This is a genomic window from Halopseudomonas phragmitis, assembly GCF_002056295.1.
In the GTDB taxonomy this organism is placed as follows: Bacteria; Pseudomonadota; Gammaproteobacteria; order Pseudomonadales; family Pseudomonadaceae; genus Halopseudomonas; species Halopseudomonas phragmitis.
The window spans coordinates 1,527,681-1,544,695 of the sequence record NZ_CP020100.1; the positions used below are offsets into that span (position 1 = coordinate 1,527,681).

The window sequence follows — 17,015 nt, forward strand, 5'->3', positions numbered from 1 at the left end:
ATACCAATTTTGGAATTATGCCTTGGCGCGCTTCAAGGATAAAGCTGCTGATTACAATGGTTATACCAAAGTCTAAGAGCCGGTAATTGACTGTGGGCCGGTTGCTGCCATACCCTGAACAGCGTTTATTGTAAATTGGTATTACCAATTGGGCAAATCCATTCACAACAATCACTGGAGCCCCCTATGTCATCTGGATTACTTGCCTTGCTGGCCTTCACCCCAATACTGGTGGCCGGTATTCTGCTGATCGGCCTGCGCTGGCCGGCACGTCGTGCCATGCCACTGGTGTATCTGTTGACTGCTGCCATTGGTCTGTTCGCCTGGGACATGAGTCTCAACCGGATTCTGGCTTCCACCCTGCAAGGACTGATCATTACCCTGGGGCTGCTGTGGATCATCTTCGGCGCCATCTTGCTGCTCAATACGCTCAAGCATTCGGGCGGGATCACGGCGATCCGTGCCGGCTTCACTACTATCAGCCCTGACCGGCGGATTCAGGCGATCATTATCGCCTGGCTGTTCGGCTGTTTCATTGAAGGTGCCTCGGGCTTCGGGACACCAGCCGCCATTGCCGCACCGCTGCTGGTGGCCGTCGGCTTCCCGGCGATGGCGGCGGTGCTGATGGGGATGCTGGTGCAGAGCACGCCGGTGTCCTTTGGCGCGGTCGGTACTCCGATTCTGGTTGGCGTAACCACCGGCCTGGACAGCGCTACCATCGGCGCCGAGCTACTGGCTCAGGGCTCAAGCTGGGACGCCTATCTGATGCTGGTGAGCGCCAAAGTGGCGATCATTCATGCGCTGGTCGGTAGCGTAATGCCGGTGATCATGGCGTTGATGCTGACCCGCTTCTTCGGCAAGGAGAAGAGCTGGCGCGCCGGACTTGAGGTGGTGCCTTTCGCCCTGTTCGCCGGTATAGCCTTCACCATTCCCTACATGCTCACCGGGGTGTTTCTCGGGCCGGAATTCCCCTCGCTGCTGGGTGGTCTGGTTGGTCTGGGTATTGTGACCACGGCGGCCCGTTTCGGCTTTCTGGTGCCGAAAACTGTGTGGGATTTCGCCCCGCGTGAAAGCTGGCCGAGTGAGTGGCTGGGCAGTATTGAGATGAAGCTGGAGGAGCTGACCGCCAAGCCGATGAGCAGCTGGCGCGCCTGGTTGCCGTATCTGCTGGTCGGTCTGATCCTGGTGATCAGCCGAGTGTTCCCTGAGGCGACGGCGCTGTTCCGCTCGGTGTCTTTCAGTGCCAGCAACTTGCTGGGTGAGAGCGGCCTCAACGCAGGCATTGAGCCGTTCTACCTGCCCGGCGGTATTCTGGTGCTGGTGGTGTTGGCGACCTTTTTCATCCACCGCATGCGGGTGCGGGAATTGACCGCCGCAGTCAGGGAGTCCAGCGGGGTGTTGCTCAGTGCCGGTTTCGTGTTGCTGTTCACCGTGCCGATGGTGCGTATCCTGATCAACTCCGGGGTCAACGCCGCCGATCTGCCGAGCATGCCGATTGCCATGGCCCGGTTCATGGCCGACAGCGTAGGCGGCATCTATCCGCTGGTGGCGCCGACCATTGGTGCGCTGGGTGCGTTCCTGGCCGGCTCCAACACGGTCTCGAACATGATGTTCAGCCAGTTCCAGTTTGGAGTGGCCACCAACCTGGGGCTGTCCACGGCCCTGATTGTTGCGGTACAGGCCATTGGCGCCGCCGCCGGCAATATGGTGGCAATCCATAATGTCGTGGCGGCCTCGGCCACGGTCGGGCTGCTTGGGCGCGAAGGCCAGACGCTGCGCAAGACCGTCTGGCCAACCTTGTACTATGTGCTGATGACTGGCCTGATTGCGCTGTTCGCCGCCTATGTACTGGGCGTCAGCGACCCGTTGCTGGGCGGTTGATACCCGGCCTGACGACGCCCCGGGGCTGACCGGGGCGCTGTGCGTTTGAAGACACCATGGGAAACCTTCGATGATCATTTCTGCCTCCACCGATTACCGAGCCGCCGCCCAGCGCCGGCTGCCGCCGTTCCTGTTTCATTACATCGACGGTGGTGCCTATGCCGAACACACGCTGGGACGCAATGTTGCCGATCTGGCCGATATCGCCCTGCGTCAGCGGGTGCTCAAGAACATGTCGCAGCTGAGCCTGGAAACCCGGCTGTTCGATGAAACCCTGGCCATGCCAGTGGCGCTGGCACCGGTCGGGCTGACCGGCATGTATGCCCGCCGGGGCGAGGTGCAGGCGGCGCGGGCGGCAGCGGCCAAGGGCATTCCCTTTACCCTGTCGACGGTGTCGGTGTGCCCGATTGAGGAAGTGGTGCCGGCCATCGATCGGCCGCTGTGGTTCCAGCTCTATGTGCTCAAGGATCGCGGGTTCATGAAAAACGCCCTGGAGCGGGCCAAGGCCGCTGGGGTGACGACCCTGGTATTTACCGTCGACATGCCGGTGCCGGGCGCCCGTTACCGCGATGCGCATTCCGGCATGAGCGGCCCTAACGCGCCGCTGCGGCGCATGTTGCAGGCGGTGACCCATCCGCGCTGGGCTTGGGATGTTGGCCTGCTGGGCAGGCCGCACGATCTGGGCAACATTTCCGCCTACCGCGGCAACCCGACCGGGCTGGCCGACTATATCGGCTGGCTGGGGGCCAATTTCGATCCGTCAATCAGTTGGAAGGATCTGGAGTGGATTCGCGAATTCTGGGATGGGCCGATGGTGATCAAGGGCATTCTCGATCCTGAGGATGCCCGTGATGCGGTCAGCTTCGGCGCCGACGGTATCGTCGTGTCCAACCACGGCGGCCGTCAGCTCGACGGTGTCTTGTCCAGCGCCCGGGCGCTGCCGGCGATTGCCGATGCGGTCAAGGGCGAGCTGAAAATCCTGGTCGATTCGGGCATTCGTACTGGCCTGGATGTGGTGCGCATGCTGGCGCTGGGCGCCGACTGCGCGATGCTCGGGCGCGCCTTCATTTATGCGCTGGCCGCCGATGGCGAGGCCGGGGTGGCCAATCTGCTGGATCTGATAGAGAAGGAAATGCGCGTGGCCATGGTGCTGACCGGGGCCAAGTCGGTCAGCGAGATCAATGCTGATCTGCTGGTGCGTGAACTGGCCCAGTAACCTTGTCACCCGGAGAACCCATGAGCCTGCCCGCCGACTTTCTCGCTGCTACCCGGCATCTGATCCCCGCCGAGCGGCTGTTCGACGATCCGCTCTCGACCCTGGCGTTCGGTACCGACGCCAGCTTTTACCGGCTGATTCCTCAACTGGTAGTGCGGGTCGAGTCCGAAACTGAGGTGATCGCGTTACTACGTCTGGCGAACAGTCACCAGGTGCCGGTGACCTTCCGCGCCGCAGGCACCAGCCTGTCCGGGCAGGCGATCAGCGATTCAGTACTGATCGTGCTGGGCGATCACTGGAACGGCCGCGAAATCCGTCATGGCGGTGCGCAGATCCGTCTGCAGCCGGGTGTGATCGGTGCGGCGGCGAACGCCGTGCTGGCGCCGCTGGGACGCAAGATCGGTCCGGACCCAGCCTCGATCAACGCAGCCAAGATTGGCGGTATCGTCGCCAACAATTCCAGCGGCATGTGTTGCGGTACCGCACAGAACAGCTACCACACCCTGGCCGGGCTGCGCCTGGTGCTGGCTGATGGTAGCTTGCTGGACACCGAAGACCCGGCCAGTGTTGCTGCCTTTCGGCGCAGTCATGCGCCGCTGCTGGCGCAACTGGACGAGCTGGCGCGCCAGACCCGGGCCAACAGCGAGTTGGCCAGCCGCATTCGCCACAAGTACCGGCTGAAGAACACCACCGGGCTGTCGCTCAATGCGCTGGTCGATTTCACCGACCCATTGGATATTCTCAGCCACCTGATGGTCGGCTCCGAAGGCACTCTGGGGTTTATCAGTGCAGTGACCTACGACACCGTACCCGAGCACCCGCACAAGGCCAGTGCGCTGCTGGTGTTTCCCGATGTCGAGAGCTGCTGCCGGGCGGTGCCGCTGCTCAAACAGCAGCCGGTATCAGCAGTGGAGTTGCTTGATCGCCGCAGTCTGCGCTCGGTCGAGAGCATGCCGGGCATGCCTGAGTGGGTCGGCACGCTATCCGCCGGCGCCTGCGCGCTGCTGATCGAGACCCGGGCCTCGGGCGCTGAGCTGCTGAGCGAGCAGATCGAGCGGATCATGGCCTCGGTGGCGCAGTTCCCGCGTGAAAAACAGGTGGATTTCAGTACCGACCCCAAGGTCTACAACCAGTTGTGGAAAATCCGCAAGGACACCTTCCCGGCCGTGGGGGCGGTGCGCGCTACCGGCACCACGGTGATCATCGAGGACGTGACCTTTCCGGTCGAGGTTCTGGCTGAGGGCGTCAACCGCCTGCTGGCGCTGTTCGACAAGCATGGTTACGCCGAGGCGATCATCTTCGGCCATGCGCTGGAGGGCAACCTGCACTTTGTCTTCACCCAGGGCTTCGATAGCGAGACGGAAAAAGGCCGCTACGAGGCCTTCATGCAGGATGTGGCGCAACTGGTGGCGGTCGAGTTTGCCGGCGCGCTGAAAGCCGAGCACGGCACGGGGCGCAACATGGCGCCGTTTGTCGAACTGGAGTGGGGCCGCGAGGCCTATCAGCTGATGTGGGCGATCAAGCGTCTGCTCGACCCGCAGGGCATTCTCAATCCTGATGTGGTGCTGTCTGACGATCCGCAGATTCACCTGAAAAACCTCAAGTCTTTGCCGGCGGCCAATGCCATCGTCGACAAGTGTATCGAGTGCGGCTTCTGCGAGCCGGTGTGCCCGAGCAACGGCCTGACTCTGACGCCGCGTCAGCGCATTGTCATCTGGCGTGACATTCAGGCGCGTAAGTGTGCCGGCATCGATACCCGCGAGCTGGAAGCGGCGTTTCAGCATCAGGGCATCGACAGTTGCGCGGCTACCGGTCTGTGCGCCCAGCGCTGCCCGGTGGGGATCAATACCGGTGACCTGGTGCGTGAACTGCGCGCCGGGCAGGCCCGGCATCCGGGCCGCGCCGACTGGTTAGCCGGACATTTCGCTACAACGCTTAAGGGCGCGCGTCTGAGCCTGATGCTGGCTGGTATGGCGCAGCGGTTGTTGGGAGCGCCGCGGTTACTCAAGCTCAGCCGTAGTGCGCGACGCTGGTCTGGGGAGCGACTGCCACAGTGGACCCCGGCCATGCCGCAGGCGCTGCGCTGGGTCGAGCCGCCGCCGGTTCGGGCGACGGACAAACCCAAGGTGGTCTATCTGCCGGCCTGCATCTCGCGGGTCATGGGGCCGGCGGCGGGCAGTGACGAGCCTGTGTCGCTGTTCGACAAGACCTGTGCATTACTGGAGAAGGCGGGCTTTGAGGTGATTTTCCCGGCTGGGCTGGATGAGTTGTGCTGCGGTCAGCCGTTCGCCTCCAAGGGGTATCTCGAGCAGGGCGAGCGCAAGCGCGAAGAATTGCTGGCAGCGTTGCTGGCGGCCAGCGAACAGGGTCGTTATCCGATCTATTGCGATACCAGTCCCTGTACCCTGCGGTTGGTGCAGGGCATGCCGGATGCGCGGCTCAACCTGTACGATCCGGTGCGCTTTATTCGCGAGCACCTGCTTGAGCGGCTGGCGTTTGAGCCAATCGACACCCCGGTGGCGGTGCATGTGACCTGCAGCACCCAACACCTGGGCGAGGCCGAGGCGCTGCTGGCAGTTGCCCGGCGCTGCAGCACCCAGGTAGTAGTGCCGGAAGGGATTCATTGCTGCGGCTTTGCCGGCGATAAAGGCTTCAGCCTGCCGGCACTCAACGACCACGCCCTGCGCAGTCTCAAGTCGGCGGTGCAGCACTGCGAGCTGGGGGTGTCGACCAGCCGTACCTGCGAGATCGGGCTGAGCAGCCACAGCGGTATCGATTATCGCGGGCTGGTATATCTGGTTGACCGGGTGACGCGGCCCATTGCCTGAGCCGCGTTGGCGCCGCTATTCTTCCAGCGCCTCGCGGCGGGTAATGCACTGGGCCAGCAGGGCTTCCAGGGCGGTTTGCAACTCGCCCATGAAGGCTTCGCAATCCTCGCCGGTTTCCAGCGCCTCGCCGACCACGGCATCGCAGTTGAACGGGACGATCATCGACCCGCCCTTGGGCAGGGCCTTGCCCAGTCCGTGCAGGGCAATTGGCGTGACCCGGGTGCCGGGATAGCTGCGTGCCAGGTGGTAGATGCCCTTGCGCAGCGGCTGCAACTGCTCCGGGTCGCCGCGGCTACCCTCGGGGAACAGCAGCAGGATCTGGCCGTCGGCCAAGGCCTGCTGGCACTGTTCGAACACCTTGTCCTTGTCGACCTGACCCTGACGATCCAGCGGGATGATGCCGATCAGGTTGAGTGACAGCCAGGTGGTGAAGCGGTTGCGCAGAAAATAGTCGGCGGCCGCCACCGGGCGCAGGCGTGCCAGGGCTGACAGCGGGTACAGCGACATCAGCACCAGGGTGTCCAGGTGGCTGTTGTGGTTGGCGGCCAGGATCGCCGGCCCCTGGGTAGGCAGTTTCTCGCGCTGCATCACGTTGAGGCCGAGCATCAGGTAGACCACCGGGCGCACGATCAGCAGGAAGAACAGGATCTTCGGCAGACGTTGCAGAAAAGGCATGTCGGACTCCTCAGTACGCCGTGTAACGCAGGAAGTGGAAGAACAGCGGCGCGGTATACATCAGGCTGTCGATACGATCGAGAATACCGCCGTGGCCGGGAATCAGACGGCCGGTGTCCTTGATCCGCAGGTCGCGTTTGACCGCCGAGACGGTCAGGTCACCAACGAAACCGGCGACCCCGATCAGCAAGCCGGCGAACAGGCCTTGCCACCACAGCAGCGGGGTGAGCCACGGGGCCAGTAGAGCGCCGAGCAAAGTGGTGGTGGCGATGCCGCCAAGAAAACCTTCCCAGGTCTTGTTCGGGCTGATGCCAGGGACGATCTTGCGGTTGCCGAAGGTCTTGCCCCAGATGTACTGGGCGACATCATTGAACTGGGTCAGGAACACCAGATACAGCACCAGGCCGACACCGCCGCCAGCCGGGTTGTTCTCCGCCGGCAGCATCAGCAGGTAGGCTACGTGACTGATGGCGAACACTGTGGTCATCACCGCCCACTGATACGAGGCCACCGCGCGGATGAAGCCTTTGGTCTCACCCAGCAGCAGCAAGCCGAAGGGGATCATCAGGAACAGGTAGACCGGAATGAAGATGGTGAACATGCCGTACCAGTCGGTGGCGATCCAGTAGTAGTGCACCGGGATCATCAGGTACAGCGCCAGAATCAGCCGACGATCGGTCAGCCGTACCGGCAGGATCGAGAAGAACTCACGCAGGGCGATGAAGCTGAGGATGGTGAAGAAGATCAGCGAGGCGGTGCGGCCAATCATCAGAGCGGTAAACACCACCAGCACCATGATCCACCAGGAGTTGATGCGCTGGCGCAATTCCTGGTGCGCGTCGGCGCTCAGGCGGCTGCTCAGCAGCCACTGGCTGAGTGAGGCGATCACCAGCATGGCCAGCACCAGTAGCATGGCGGTGAGGGTGTTGGGTGTCAGTTCGAGCATGAACGGCAAGCCGATATCCATGGCTCAGGCTCCCTGGTTCAGTTGTTGATAGGCGCTCAGCAGCCGGCGCACACAGGTCAGGGCGCTGCCGGCGACCAGCACGATCAGCGCGACCCAGAGGATCTGGCCATTGCCGTCCCAGAGAAACTCCAGCGCCGAGGCCAGGCAGGCCAGGGTCAGCAGGGCCATGCGCTGTTGCTTGGCCATCGGCCCGCGAAAATCAGCCGGCAGGCCCAGCGATACGCCGAGTACCCGGATGTAGGCTGTCATCACCGCCAGCAGTGCGCCAAGCCAGGCCAGCCACATGGCCGAGGGATATTCCGGCAGGGCGAAGCCGCAGGCGACGATTAGCAGTGGATCGGCGATGCGATCAGGCACGTCGTTGAACAGCTCGCCAGCCGGGGTTTGCTTGCCGCCTTCCATTGCCACCATGCCGTCGAACAGGTTACACAGCAGCCGGCACTGGATCATCAACGCCGCCAGCACCAGCCACAGGGACCACAGGCCGCCGCTGCTGTATCCGGCGGCGATCAGCGCGGCGCCACCAGCAGCGGCGAACAGCACGCTGAGCACGGAAATCTGGTTCGGGGTCACCTGGCGTTGGCTGAGCCAGGCGGCGATACGGTTCATGATCCGCTGGTCGCGAATCTTCAGCGGACGGCGATTGGACGCTTCACTCATGGTTGGGCTCGCTGTGGGCGACAGAGTCGCGGGTTTGTTTGGCCAGACGCAGGGTCAGGTACAGGCAGAAGGCCAGGGCCAGACTGCTGGGTGGAATGATGGTGAGCCATAGGTTGGGCGTTTGCCCCAGGCTGTGAATCAGATACAGCAGGCTGCTGCTGACGCTGACAATCAGGCAGGGCGGTGCCAGCACCTTGATCAAGGGATGGTGAAATCGGTGGTAAAGGCGAGTGGCCAGGGCCGCCATGATCAAAGTGATCACCGCGCTGGCAGTGCCCTGCAGGGCGCCGGCCAGAACCGCCTGGGCAATGCCGACGCTCTGGTTGGCTAGCACTGCCCAGCCGCCCCAGAGCACGAACGCCAATGCGGCGGCGGGCAGGCGCTGGTCAGCGCTGGCATCCTTGCTGGGCATAAATCGTCATCCTTTGACTGCGGTGGGTTTTCAGAACTCGGGAGTATATAGCCTGTGCTCTCGGCTGTGCACTGCCTTGATCGGCTCGGGGTGTGATCGACTGCCCGATCCCGTTCATGGCTTTTGCTGGGGCGGTCGCGGAGGGCTATAGTCACAACTCCATAACCTTCTTCTCAAAACGCCGCGGCTCCTGGGCTTGTTGGCTTGAGAGTGCTGACCTGATTACAGGAGGTAATCCGTGCGTGTACTGATCCTTGCAACCTCGCTGCTGACGCTGAGTCTTGTCCAGGCCCATGCCCAGACCTTGTCGCCTTTGCCGGAACCCGGTCTGTGGCGCAGTGAGGCTACTACCCTGGTCAATGGCCAGGATGTTATCGCGGCCATGCGCGAGGCCCAGAAGCAAATGCTTAGCAGCCTGCCGGAAGAGTATCGGCTGGCGATGGAAGAAATGATGGGCGGTACCGACGATCTGGCGGTGGAGATGCAATGCATCACCGCTGAGGATGCCTCCAGCCTGATCGATCCGGCCTCGCTGATGGCGGAGATGCGCGAGGAAATGCCCAACTGCAATATGCAGATCAGTCAGGATGGGGCTTCCCGGTTGCGCTTTACCGGGCACTGCGAGCCGGGTGCCGATGATGGTTTTGTGGGCGACGTCCAAGGTGAACTGTTGATGGTCAGCAACCGGGAGATGCGTTCCAGTTTCACCGGCAAGGGGCGGCTCAATATCGACACTGATGATATTCCGCCAGGCATGGAAGGGCTGGAGAGCGGCCCGCTGGATATCCGTCAGACCGAGGTATCGGTATGGGTTGGCAGTGACTGCGGCGAGTTGGCGGAGATGTGAGTGCCAGCGATGGACGGTCCTGACCTTGGCGGGGGCGCAACTATACTGATCAAGAACCGGCACCCATAGCTCGTTAGGCCGGTAGGAGGTGAGTCAATGCGTTCTTTGCTTGTGGTAATGGCGCTGCTGTTCAGTGGCGCTGTGCTGGCCATGCATTGTCCGGCAGACATGGCCAGAATCGATAGCATTTTGCAGAGCAGCCCGCCCAGCGATCCGGTGGTGCTGGAGCAGGTCAAGGCGTTGCGCGAAGAAGGTGAAGCCTTGCACAACGCCGGCCGTCATAGCGAGTCGGTCAAGGTGCTGGGCAAGGCTTTGCAGATGCTGGAAGCCAGTCAGTAGCGGCTTTAGCCGCCAAACAGTGCCGGCTTCTCCCGCTCGCGGCGAGGGCCGCCAGCCGGCCGTGGCGCGCCGTCCTGGCGCTGCGGCTTGGCTGCCCGATTGCCGTTGACCTCGGTTCTGCGCGGTTTGTCCTGTGCCTGCTCATCGCGGCGGGGCGGTCGCTGACCGTTGCTTTGCCCTTGGCGCTTTTCATGCCGCGGCTTGTCATTGCGACCCTGACCGCGGGCCTGACCCTGTGGGCGCTGCCCACGTGGCTGACGCTCGGGGCGGTCGCTGTTGAGTTCGGCCTGGGCCGGCGGCTGGAAGTTCTGGTCGTCACCCTCTTCGATACGCTGACGGGTCATGCGCTCAATGGCCTTGAGCAGCTTTTCCTCATCCGGGCTGACCAGGGAAATCGCTTCACCGCTGCGCCCGGCCCGGCCGGTACGGCCGATGCGGTGCACATAGTCTTCAGCCACGTTGGGCAGTTCGAAATTGACCACATGCGGCAACTGGTCGATGTCCAGACCGCGGGCGGCGATGTCGGTGGCGACCAGCAGACGAATTTTGTTGGCCTTGAAATCGGCCAGGGCTTTGGTACGGGCGTTCTGGCTCTTGTTGCCATGGATCGCGGCGGCCGGCAGGCCGTTCTTTTCCAGGTACTCGGCCAAGCGGTTGGCGCCGTGCTTGGTGCGAGTGAACACCAGTACCTGCTCCCAGGCGCCCAAGGTTACCAGGTGCGCCAGCAGCGCACGCTTGTGACCGGAGGCGATGCGGAACACTTTCTGTTCGATGCGCTCGACCGTGGTATTCGGCGGGGTGACTTCGATGCGCGCCGGGTTGTGCAGCAGGCGGTTGGCCAGTTCGGTGATTTCCTTCGAAAAGGTCGCCGAGAACAGCAGGTTCTGGCGTTTGGCCGGCAGCTTGGCAATCACCTTTTTCACGTCGTGGATGAAACCCATGTCGAGCATACGGTCGGCTTCGTCGAGTACCAGAATTTCCACCTTGGACAGGTCGACCATTTTCTGGTTGGTCAAATCCAGCAGGCGGCCGGGGCAGGCGACCAGTACGTCGAGGCCGGGGGCGATGGCCTTGACCTGGGGGCTGGCGCCGACGCCGCCGAAAATGCAGGCGCTTTTCAGTGGCAGATCACGGGCATAGGTGAGGATGCTGTCATGCACCTGGGCTGCCAGTTCGCGGGTCGGAGTCAGAACCAGAGCGCGAACCTGACGCGGCGCGCGTTTGTGGTTGGCGTCCGGGTGGCCGCCAGGGAACAGCAGCTCCAGCAGCGGCAAGGAGAAACCGGCGGTCTTGCCGGTGCCAGTCTGGGCGGCAACCATCAGGTCGCGGCCTTCCAGTACGGCAGGGATCGCCTGCGCCTGGACGGGGGTCGGAGTGGAATAGCCGGTGGCGGCGACAGCGCTAACCAGCGCGTCGGACAGACCGAGAGAAGCAAAGGACATTCAGATAACCCTGTGATGGCCGATGCGAACGGGTTGTTCGTGCGGCCGGTGATGAAGGTCGCGGAGTTTAACAGATAACATGGACAAAGTGGCTGTCCGGTGATCGGTGGCCAGGGAGTCGCTGATTCAATCGAGCCTGGGCAGAGCTCGATTGAATCAGAGGTTCTGGCTTACTTGTTCAGGTTGCGCCACACCGCCAGACTCGGTTCGGCCTGATTGAGGGTGTAAAAGTGCAGGCCCGGTGCGCCGCCGTCGAGCAGGCGTTGGCACATGTCGCTGATTACGTCGGTGCCGAAGGCGACGATGCTGTCGCTGTCATCGCCGTAGGCTTCCAGTTGCTTGCGGATCCAGCGCGGAATCTCGGCGCCGCAGGCATCGGAGAAGCGCGCCAGCTTGCTGTAGTTGGTAATCGGCATGATGCCGGGCACGATCGGGATATCCACGCCGGCCTGGCGGACCCGGTCGACGAAGTGGAAGTAGCAGTCGGCGTTGAAGAAGTACTGGGTGATCGCGCTGTCGGCGCCGGCCTTGGCCTTGCGCACGAAGTTGGCCAGGTCATCCTCGAAGTTGCGGGCCTGGGGATGGGCTTCCGGGTAGGCGGCGACTTCAATAGTGAAGTGATCACCGGTCTCGGTGCGGATGAATTCGACCAGTTCGTTGGCGTAGCGCAGCTCGCCGGAGGCCTGACCCATGCCTGAGGGCAGGTCGCCACGCAGGGCGACAATACGCTTGATGCCGGCATCGCGGTACTGGTTGAGCAGGCTGCGCAGGTCGTCCTTGCTGTCGCCGACGCAGGACAGGTGCGGTGCGGTCGGCACTTTTACGTCGCCGTCCAGTTGCAGCACGGTGTTCAGCGTGCGGTCGCGGGTTGAGCCGCCGGCACCGTAGGTTACCGAGAAGAACTCGGGGTTGTGTGCCGCCAGCACATGGGCGGTGGCAATCAGTTTTTCATGTCCGGCGTCAGTCTTGGTCGGGAAAAACTCGAAGCTGACGGGCGCTTTGTTATGTGTGCTCATGCTCTGTCTCTATCGGGGCAGGGGCCTGGCGCACCAGGCCCGCTGCGGGTCAGTAGCGGTAATCGTCGGCCTTGAACGGCCCTTCGACGGTTACGCCGATGTAGTCGGCCTGGGTCTGGGTCAGGCGGGTGACGACGCCACCAAAGCCTTTGACCATTTCCAGCGCGACTTCTTCGTCGAGTTTCTTCGGCAACACTTCAACCCGCAGCTTGCTGGCCTTATCGGCAGCCGGCAGGTCGGCGAACTTCTCGCCATACAAGTGGATCTGGGCCAGTACCTGGTTGGCGAACGAGCCATCCATGATCCGGCTCGGGTGGCCGGTGGCGTTGCCGAGGTTCACCAGGCGGCCTTCGGCGAGCAGGATCAGGTAGTCGTCGTTGCTCGGGTCGAAGTTGTCCTTGCCGGTGCGGTGCAGCTTGTGTACCTGCGGCTTGACCTCTTCCCAGTGCCAGTTGGCGCGGGTGTAGGCAGTGTCGATTTCGTTGTCGAAGTGGCCGATGTTGCACACCACGGCGCGCTTTTTCAGCGCCTTGAGCATGTTGGCGTCACAGACGTTGACGTTGCCGGTGGTGGTGACGATCAGGTCGATCTTGCCCAGCAGTTCCTTGTTGATGCTGGCTTCGGTGCCGTCGTTGAGGCCGTTGTTGTAGGGCGAGACGACTTCATAGCCGTCCATGCAGGCTTGCATGGCGCAGATCGGGTCGACTTCGCTGACCTTGACGATCATGCCTTCCTGGCGCAGCGAGGCGGCCGAGCCCTTGCCCACGTCGCCATAGCCGATGACCAGGGCCTGCTTGCCGGACAGCAGGTGGTCGGTGGCGCGCTTGATGGCGTCGTTGAGGCTGTGGCGGCAGCCGTACTTGTTGTCGTTCTTGCTCTTGGTCACCGAGTCGTTGACGTTGATCGCCGGGACTTTGAGGGTGCCTTTTTTCAGCATGTCGAGCAGGCGGTGGACACCGGTGGTGGTTTCTTCGGTGATGCCGTGAATGCGCTCGAGCATTTGCGGGTATTTGTTGTGGAGGATTTCGGTCAGGTCGCCGCCATCATCCAGAACCATGTTGGCGTCCCAGGGCTGGCCGTCCTTGAGGATGGTCTGCTCGATACACCATTCGTACTCTTCTTCGGTTTCACCTTTCCAGGCGAATACCGGGATGCCGGCAGCAGCGATGGCGGCGGCGGCCTGGTCCTGGGTGGAGAAGATGTTGCATGATGACCAGCGCACTTCGGCACCCAGGGCGGTGAGGGTTTCGATCAGTACCGCAGTCTGGATGGTCATGTGGATACAGCCAAGGATTTTGGCGCCCTTGAGCGGCTGTTCGCCGGCGTATTTGCGGCGCAGGCCCATCAGTGCCGGCATTTCCGATTCGGCGATGATGATTTCCCGGCGACCCCAGGCGGCCAGGCTGATGTCGGCGACTTTGTAGTCGGTAAAGTTTTCGTTCATAACTGCACTCATGCGGTTTCTCCATTCGTTTGTGCGAATGGGCGCGGTTGTTTCTCATCTGCCCCGGACCGAGCCTGACGACCAATGTCGCTGCAGCGCCCCTCGGTTGGGGTGTATTGCAAACTGTGTGCGGTGGCTGTTGTACGGATTGCTTGTCGTTACAATTCCACCGTTTGCGTAGCACTGATTGAATCAATAAGCGTGCCTGCGGCATTGCCAGTCACCTGTTCCGGACATGCTACAAGCACATCCCTGTGCGCTCGGCGATGCCCATCCCTGGGCATCGACGGTCCAGAACAGGTGACTGGCAACACCGCCTGCAGTCCTGTGCAGTCAATCAGTGCTCCACCTTCTTCTTTGTGTCGGATGAAACCATGCCCCCAGCTTCACCCTTCAAACTTCTGTCTCTCTGCATTCTGGGTCTGACCCTGAGTGCCTGTAGCAATCAGGTCGACCCCAACTCGCCGGAAGGCCAGCGTCAGGCGGCCTTCAAGCAGATTCTCGGTCACAGCGAGCCGCTGGGCGGCATGCTGCTGGGGCGCGTTGCCTTCGACGGCGAGGCCTTTGCCGCGCATGCCGAAGGGTTGGTCGAGCTGATCGACGCACCCTGGGCGCATTTCCCCGAACCGGGCGAGTCAAACCAGCGCAACGCCTCGCGTCCAGAGATCTGGTCCGACCCCGAAGGCTTTGCCGCTGCCATCGACGCCTACAAGTCAGCGGTCAATGAGCTGGCTGCTGTTACCCGTGAGGGTGTCGACAGCCTTGACCAGGTGCGCCAGCCGCTGACCGCCGTACAGCAGGCCTGCAAGGCCTGTCACGACGACTACCGCCGTTAAACCATGCGTGGAAGTGCCTACCCGGCCTCGTTGCTTCAGCAGCCCGTCATTGCGAAGGCCGCCAGGCCTGTGGCAATCCAGACCAGGGTGCGGTTTACGCTGTGGTCTGGATTGCCAATGGCGAGGGGCGCTTACAGTTCAGCGCGAAGCGCTTCGGCCTTGTCGGTCTTTTCCCACGGGAAGGCGGTGAAGGTGTCGCCGTTCACGCTCATCTCGTAGGGGTTGCGGCCGAAGTGGCCGTAGGCGGCGGTGGCCTTGTACATCGGGTGCAGCAGGTCGAGCATGCGGGTAATTGCGTAGGGCCGCAGGTCGAAGTGCTGGCGTACCAGTTGGATGATCTTGTCGTCGCTGATCTTGCCGGTGCCGAAGGTGTTGATCGATACCGAGGTCGGCTGGGCGACGCCGATGGCGTAGGACACCTGGATTTCGCACTTGTCGGCCAGACCGGCGGCGACGATGTTCTTGGCTACGTAGCGGCCGGCATAGGCGGCGCTGCGGTCAACCTTGGACGGGTCCTTGCCGGAGAAGGCGCCGCCACCGTGGCGGGCCATGCCGCCGTAGGTGTCGACGATGATCTTGCGTCCGGTCAGGCCACAGTCACCGACCGGTCCGCCGATCACGAATTTGCCGGTCGGGTTGATGTGGAACTGGGTGTCGGCGTGCAGCAGTTCAGCTGGGATCACGTGCTTGACGATCAGCTCCATTACCGCTTCGCGCAAGTCGCTCTGGCTGACGTCCGGGTTGTGCTGGGTCGACAGGACGATGGCGTCGATGCCAACCACCTTGCCGGCGTCGTAGCGGCAGGTGACCTGTGACTTGGCGTCTGGGCGCAGCCACGGCAGCAGGCCGCTCTTGCGGGCTTCGGCCTGGCGCTCGACCAGGCGGTGGGCGAAGGTAATCGGAGCTGGCATCAGCACGTCGGTTTCGTTGCTGGCATAGCCGAACATCAGGCCCTGATCGCCCGCGCCCTGGTCTTCGGGCTTCTGCCGGTCGACGCCCTGGGCGATGTCCGGTGACTGTTTGCCGATGATGTTGATCACGCCGCAGGTGGCGCCGTCATAGCCGACATCGGAGGAGGTGTAGCCGATATCCATGATGACGTTGCGCACCAAGTCTTCCAGATCGATCCAGGCGCTGGTGGTGATTTCACCGCCGACGATGGCTACGCCGGTTTTGACCATGGTTTCGCAGGCTACCCGGGCGAATTTGTCTTCGGCCAGGATGGCGTCGAGCACCGCGTCGGAAATCTGGTCAGCGAGCTTGTCCGGATGTCCTTCGGAAACGGATTCGGAAGTGAAAATCGAGTAATCGCTCATAGCAATATCCTTTCCTCTGCGGGCGGATGGTTGGCAAATTGTTGGATCTGGATCTGGAAACCGTTGCGCAGCCCCAGGTACAGGCTGGCCCCGGCGCTGAGTCCGGCGTCTTGCGCCCAATGGCTGAGGTCGTCCTGGTCGAAGCCCAGCCACAGGTCGCCGCAACTGTCGCGTACCCAGCTCTGGTCGTGGCTGCACAGTTCGGTCAGGATCAGGCTGCCACCGGGTTTGATCAGGCTGGCAAAGCGTTTGAGCGCTTCGGCCGGGGCCGGCATGTGGTGCAGCACCATGTTGCAGACCAGGCAGTCGGCCAGGGGCAGGTTCTGGGGCGTCAGGGCGTCGGCGAGCAGGCAGTCGACGTTGGCAAGCCCGGCTTCGCGGCAGTGCTGGCTGGCCCGTTCAAGCATTGACGGGGCGTTGTCCAGGGCGATCACCCGTTCGAAACGGGCGGCCAGGTCGGGCAGAAAGCCGCCCTCGCCGGGGCCGACTTCAATCGCCAGGGTGCGGGCGTCGGCCGCGAGGCTGTCGAGCAGGCCCAGCAGCGGCTCCCGGTAGAGGCCGAAATGGGCAATCAGGTCCTGTTGGGCTGGGGTGCCATCGTTGAAGCGGCTGAAGAACTGGCGTGACAGTTCGGCGCGTTGGGCGTGCACGGTGTCGATGGCGGCTTGCAGTCCCGGGTCCAGCGTCACAGCGTCGAGCCCGGCCAGCAGTTGTTCGTGCAGGGCGCGCCAGTGGTTGTCACCCTGCGGCAGGCTGCGACGATAAAAGATCGAGTTGCCTTCCCGGCGGGTGCTGACCAGTCCGGCGTTGGCCAGAATCTTGAGGTGGTGACTCATGCCGGACTGGCGCACGGCGAAGATCTGCGCCAGTTCCAGTACCCCGAAAGAGTCGTTGCGCAGGGCGCGCAGGATGTCCAGGCGCAGGCTGTCGCTGGCTGCCTTGCAGAAGTTGGCCAGGAGGTCGACGGGCGAGGTGTGGCCCGGGTGGGCGACAAGTTGCGCATGTTGAGTCATGGCGGGCAGTGTAGAGGGCTGCGCTGACGCTCGCAAGACCTATATCAAAAAACTTTGATATAGGTCGATAAGTGGTCTCCATTCGTCTGCCGGGTGGCAGGTGGTTGCCGGGTCGGCGGGGTT

Annotated in this window: 14 protein-coding genes, 1 pseudogene and 1 riboswitch; of the genes and pseudogenes, 6 read left to right on the top strand and 9 right to left on the bottom strand. The window is 62.7% G+C overall.

The features are described 5' to 3' along the window. The first annotated feature begins 186 nt into the window (after positions 1-186). The 3 genes from BVH74_RS07035 to BVH74_RS07045 all read left to right on the top strand — a co-directional run bounded on the left by BVH74_RS07035 (position 187) and on the right by BVH74_RS07045 (position 5,925). Positions 187-1,881, top strand: coding sequence for an L-lactate permease (locus BVH74_RS07035; protein WP_080049375.1), 1,695 nt, complete (start codon positions 187-189; stop codon positions 1,879-1,881). Between the two features lie 70 nt (positions 1,882-1,951). Beyond that, the gene (gene lldD / locus BVH74_RS07040) at positions 1,952-3,097 is read left to right on the top strand and encodes an FMN-dependent L-lactate dehydrogenase LldD (protein ID WP_080049376.1); all 1,146 of its coding nucleotides are present in this window, start codon (positions 1,952-1,954) and stop codon (positions 3,095-3,097) included. A 20-nt stretch (positions 3,098-3,117) separates the two neighbouring features. After that, on the top strand, positions 3,118-5,925 hold the full coding sequence (locus BVH74_RS07045) for an FAD-binding and (Fe-S)-binding domain-containing protein (RefSeq protein WP_080049377.1): 2,808 nt from the start codon (positions 3,118-3,120) through the stop codon (positions 5,923-5,925). Positions 5,926-5,940: 15 nt separating this feature from the next. Here BVH74_RS07045 and BVH74_RS07050 read toward each other — a convergent pair whose 3' ends face one another. Genes BVH74_RS07050 through BVH74_RS07065 form a run of 4 tightly spaced genes read right to left on the bottom strand, consistent with a single transcriptional unit; the run spans position 5,941 to position 8,639 of the window. Continuing rightward, positions 5,941-6,600 (bottom strand): lysophospholipid acyltransferase family protein, encoded by a 660-nt coding sequence (locus BVH74_RS07050; protein WP_080049378.1) that lies wholly within the window; start codon positions 6,598-6,600, stop codon positions 5,941-5,943. Between the two features lie 10 nt (positions 6,601-6,610). Beyond that, positions 6,611-7,567, bottom strand: a complete 957-nt coding sequence (locus tag BVH74_RS07055) for a phosphatidate cytidylyltransferase (protein WP_205890096.1) — start codon at positions 7,565-7,567, stop codon at positions 6,611-6,613. A 3-nt stretch (positions 7,568-7,570) separates the two neighbouring features. Continuing rightward, the gene (locus tag BVH74_RS07060) at positions 7,571-8,227 is read right to left on the bottom strand and encodes a CDP-alcohol phosphatidyltransferase family protein (RefSeq protein WP_080049379.1); all 657 of its coding nucleotides are present in this window, start codon (positions 8,225-8,227) and stop codon (positions 7,571-7,573) included. Further along, positions 8,220-8,639, bottom strand: a complete 420-nt coding sequence (locus BVH74_RS07065) for a hypothetical protein (protein WP_080049380.1) — start codon at positions 8,637-8,639, stop codon at positions 8,220-8,222. The genes BVH74_RS07060 and BVH74_RS07065 overlap by 8 nt, the downstream gene beginning before the upstream one ends. A 238-nt stretch (positions 8,640-8,877) precedes the next feature. On the opposite strand from BVH74_RS07065, the gene BVH74_RS07070 reads away from it, so the two are divergent. Together BVH74_RS07070 and BVH74_RS07075 are read left to right on the top strand one after the other, a co-directional pair. Then, complete coding sequence (locus BVH74_RS07070) at positions 8,878-9,486, top strand: DUF3617 family protein (RefSeq protein ID WP_080049381.1); 609 nt, start codon at positions 8,878-8,880, stop codon at positions 9,484-9,486. A 96-nt stretch (positions 9,487-9,582) separates the two neighbouring features. Continuing rightward, entirely contained in the window at positions 9,583-9,825 is a 243-nt protein-coding gene (locus BVH74_RS07075) for a PA2433 domain-containing protein (protein ID WP_080049382.1), read from the top strand. A gap of 238 nt (positions 9,826-10,063) precedes the next feature. Here BVH74_RS07075 and BVH74_RS07080 read toward each other — a convergent pair. The 3 genes and pseudogenes from BVH74_RS07080 to ahcY all read right to left on the bottom strand — a co-directional run. Continuing rightward, positions 10,064-11,267, bottom strand: a pseudogene (locus tag BVH74_RS07080) (DEAD/DEAH box helicase); the annotation flags it as partial. A 170-nt stretch (positions 11,268-11,437) separates the two neighbouring features. Continuing rightward, on the bottom strand, positions 11,438-12,283 hold the full coding sequence (metF, locus tag BVH74_RS07085; RefSeq protein WP_080049383.1) for a methylenetetrahydrofolate reductase [NAD(P)H]: 846 nt from the start codon (positions 12,281-12,283) through the stop codon (positions 11,438-11,440). A gap of 49 nt (positions 12,284-12,332) precedes the next feature. Next, a complete protein-coding gene (gene ahcY, locus BVH74_RS07090) occupies positions 12,333-13,739 on the bottom strand; it encodes an adenosylhomocysteinase (protein ID WP_080049384.1) in 1,407 nt (468 codons plus the stop codon). A gap of 20 nt (positions 13,740-13,759) precedes the next feature. Continuing rightward, a riboswitch (S-adenosyl-L-homocysteine riboswitch) is annotated at positions 13,760-13,837 on the bottom strand. 264 nt (positions 13,838-14,101) lie between these two features. On the opposite strand from ahcY, the gene BVH74_RS07095 reads away from it, so the two are divergent. Further along, a complete protein-coding gene (locus tag BVH74_RS07095; RefSeq protein ID WP_177344518.1) occupies positions 14,102-14,563 on the top strand; it encodes a c-type cytochrome in 462 nt (153 codons plus the stop codon). A 131-nt stretch (positions 14,564-14,694) separates the two neighbouring features. On the opposite strand, the gene metK is transcribed toward BVH74_RS07095, so the two are convergent. Then, positions 14,695-15,879, bottom strand: a complete 1,185-nt coding sequence (metK, locus tag BVH74_RS07100) for a methionine adenosyltransferase (protein WP_080049386.1) — start codon at positions 15,877-15,879, stop codon at positions 14,695-14,697. Beyond that, the gene (locus BVH74_RS07105) at positions 15,876-16,892 is read right to left on the bottom strand and encodes an ArsR/SmtB family transcription factor (RefSeq protein WP_080049387.1); all 1,017 of its coding nucleotides are present in this window, start codon (positions 16,890-16,892) and stop codon (positions 15,876-15,878) included. Before BVH74_RS07105 ends, metK begins: the two co-directional genes overlap by 4 nt. Positions 16,893-17,015 lie beyond the last annotated feature (123 nt).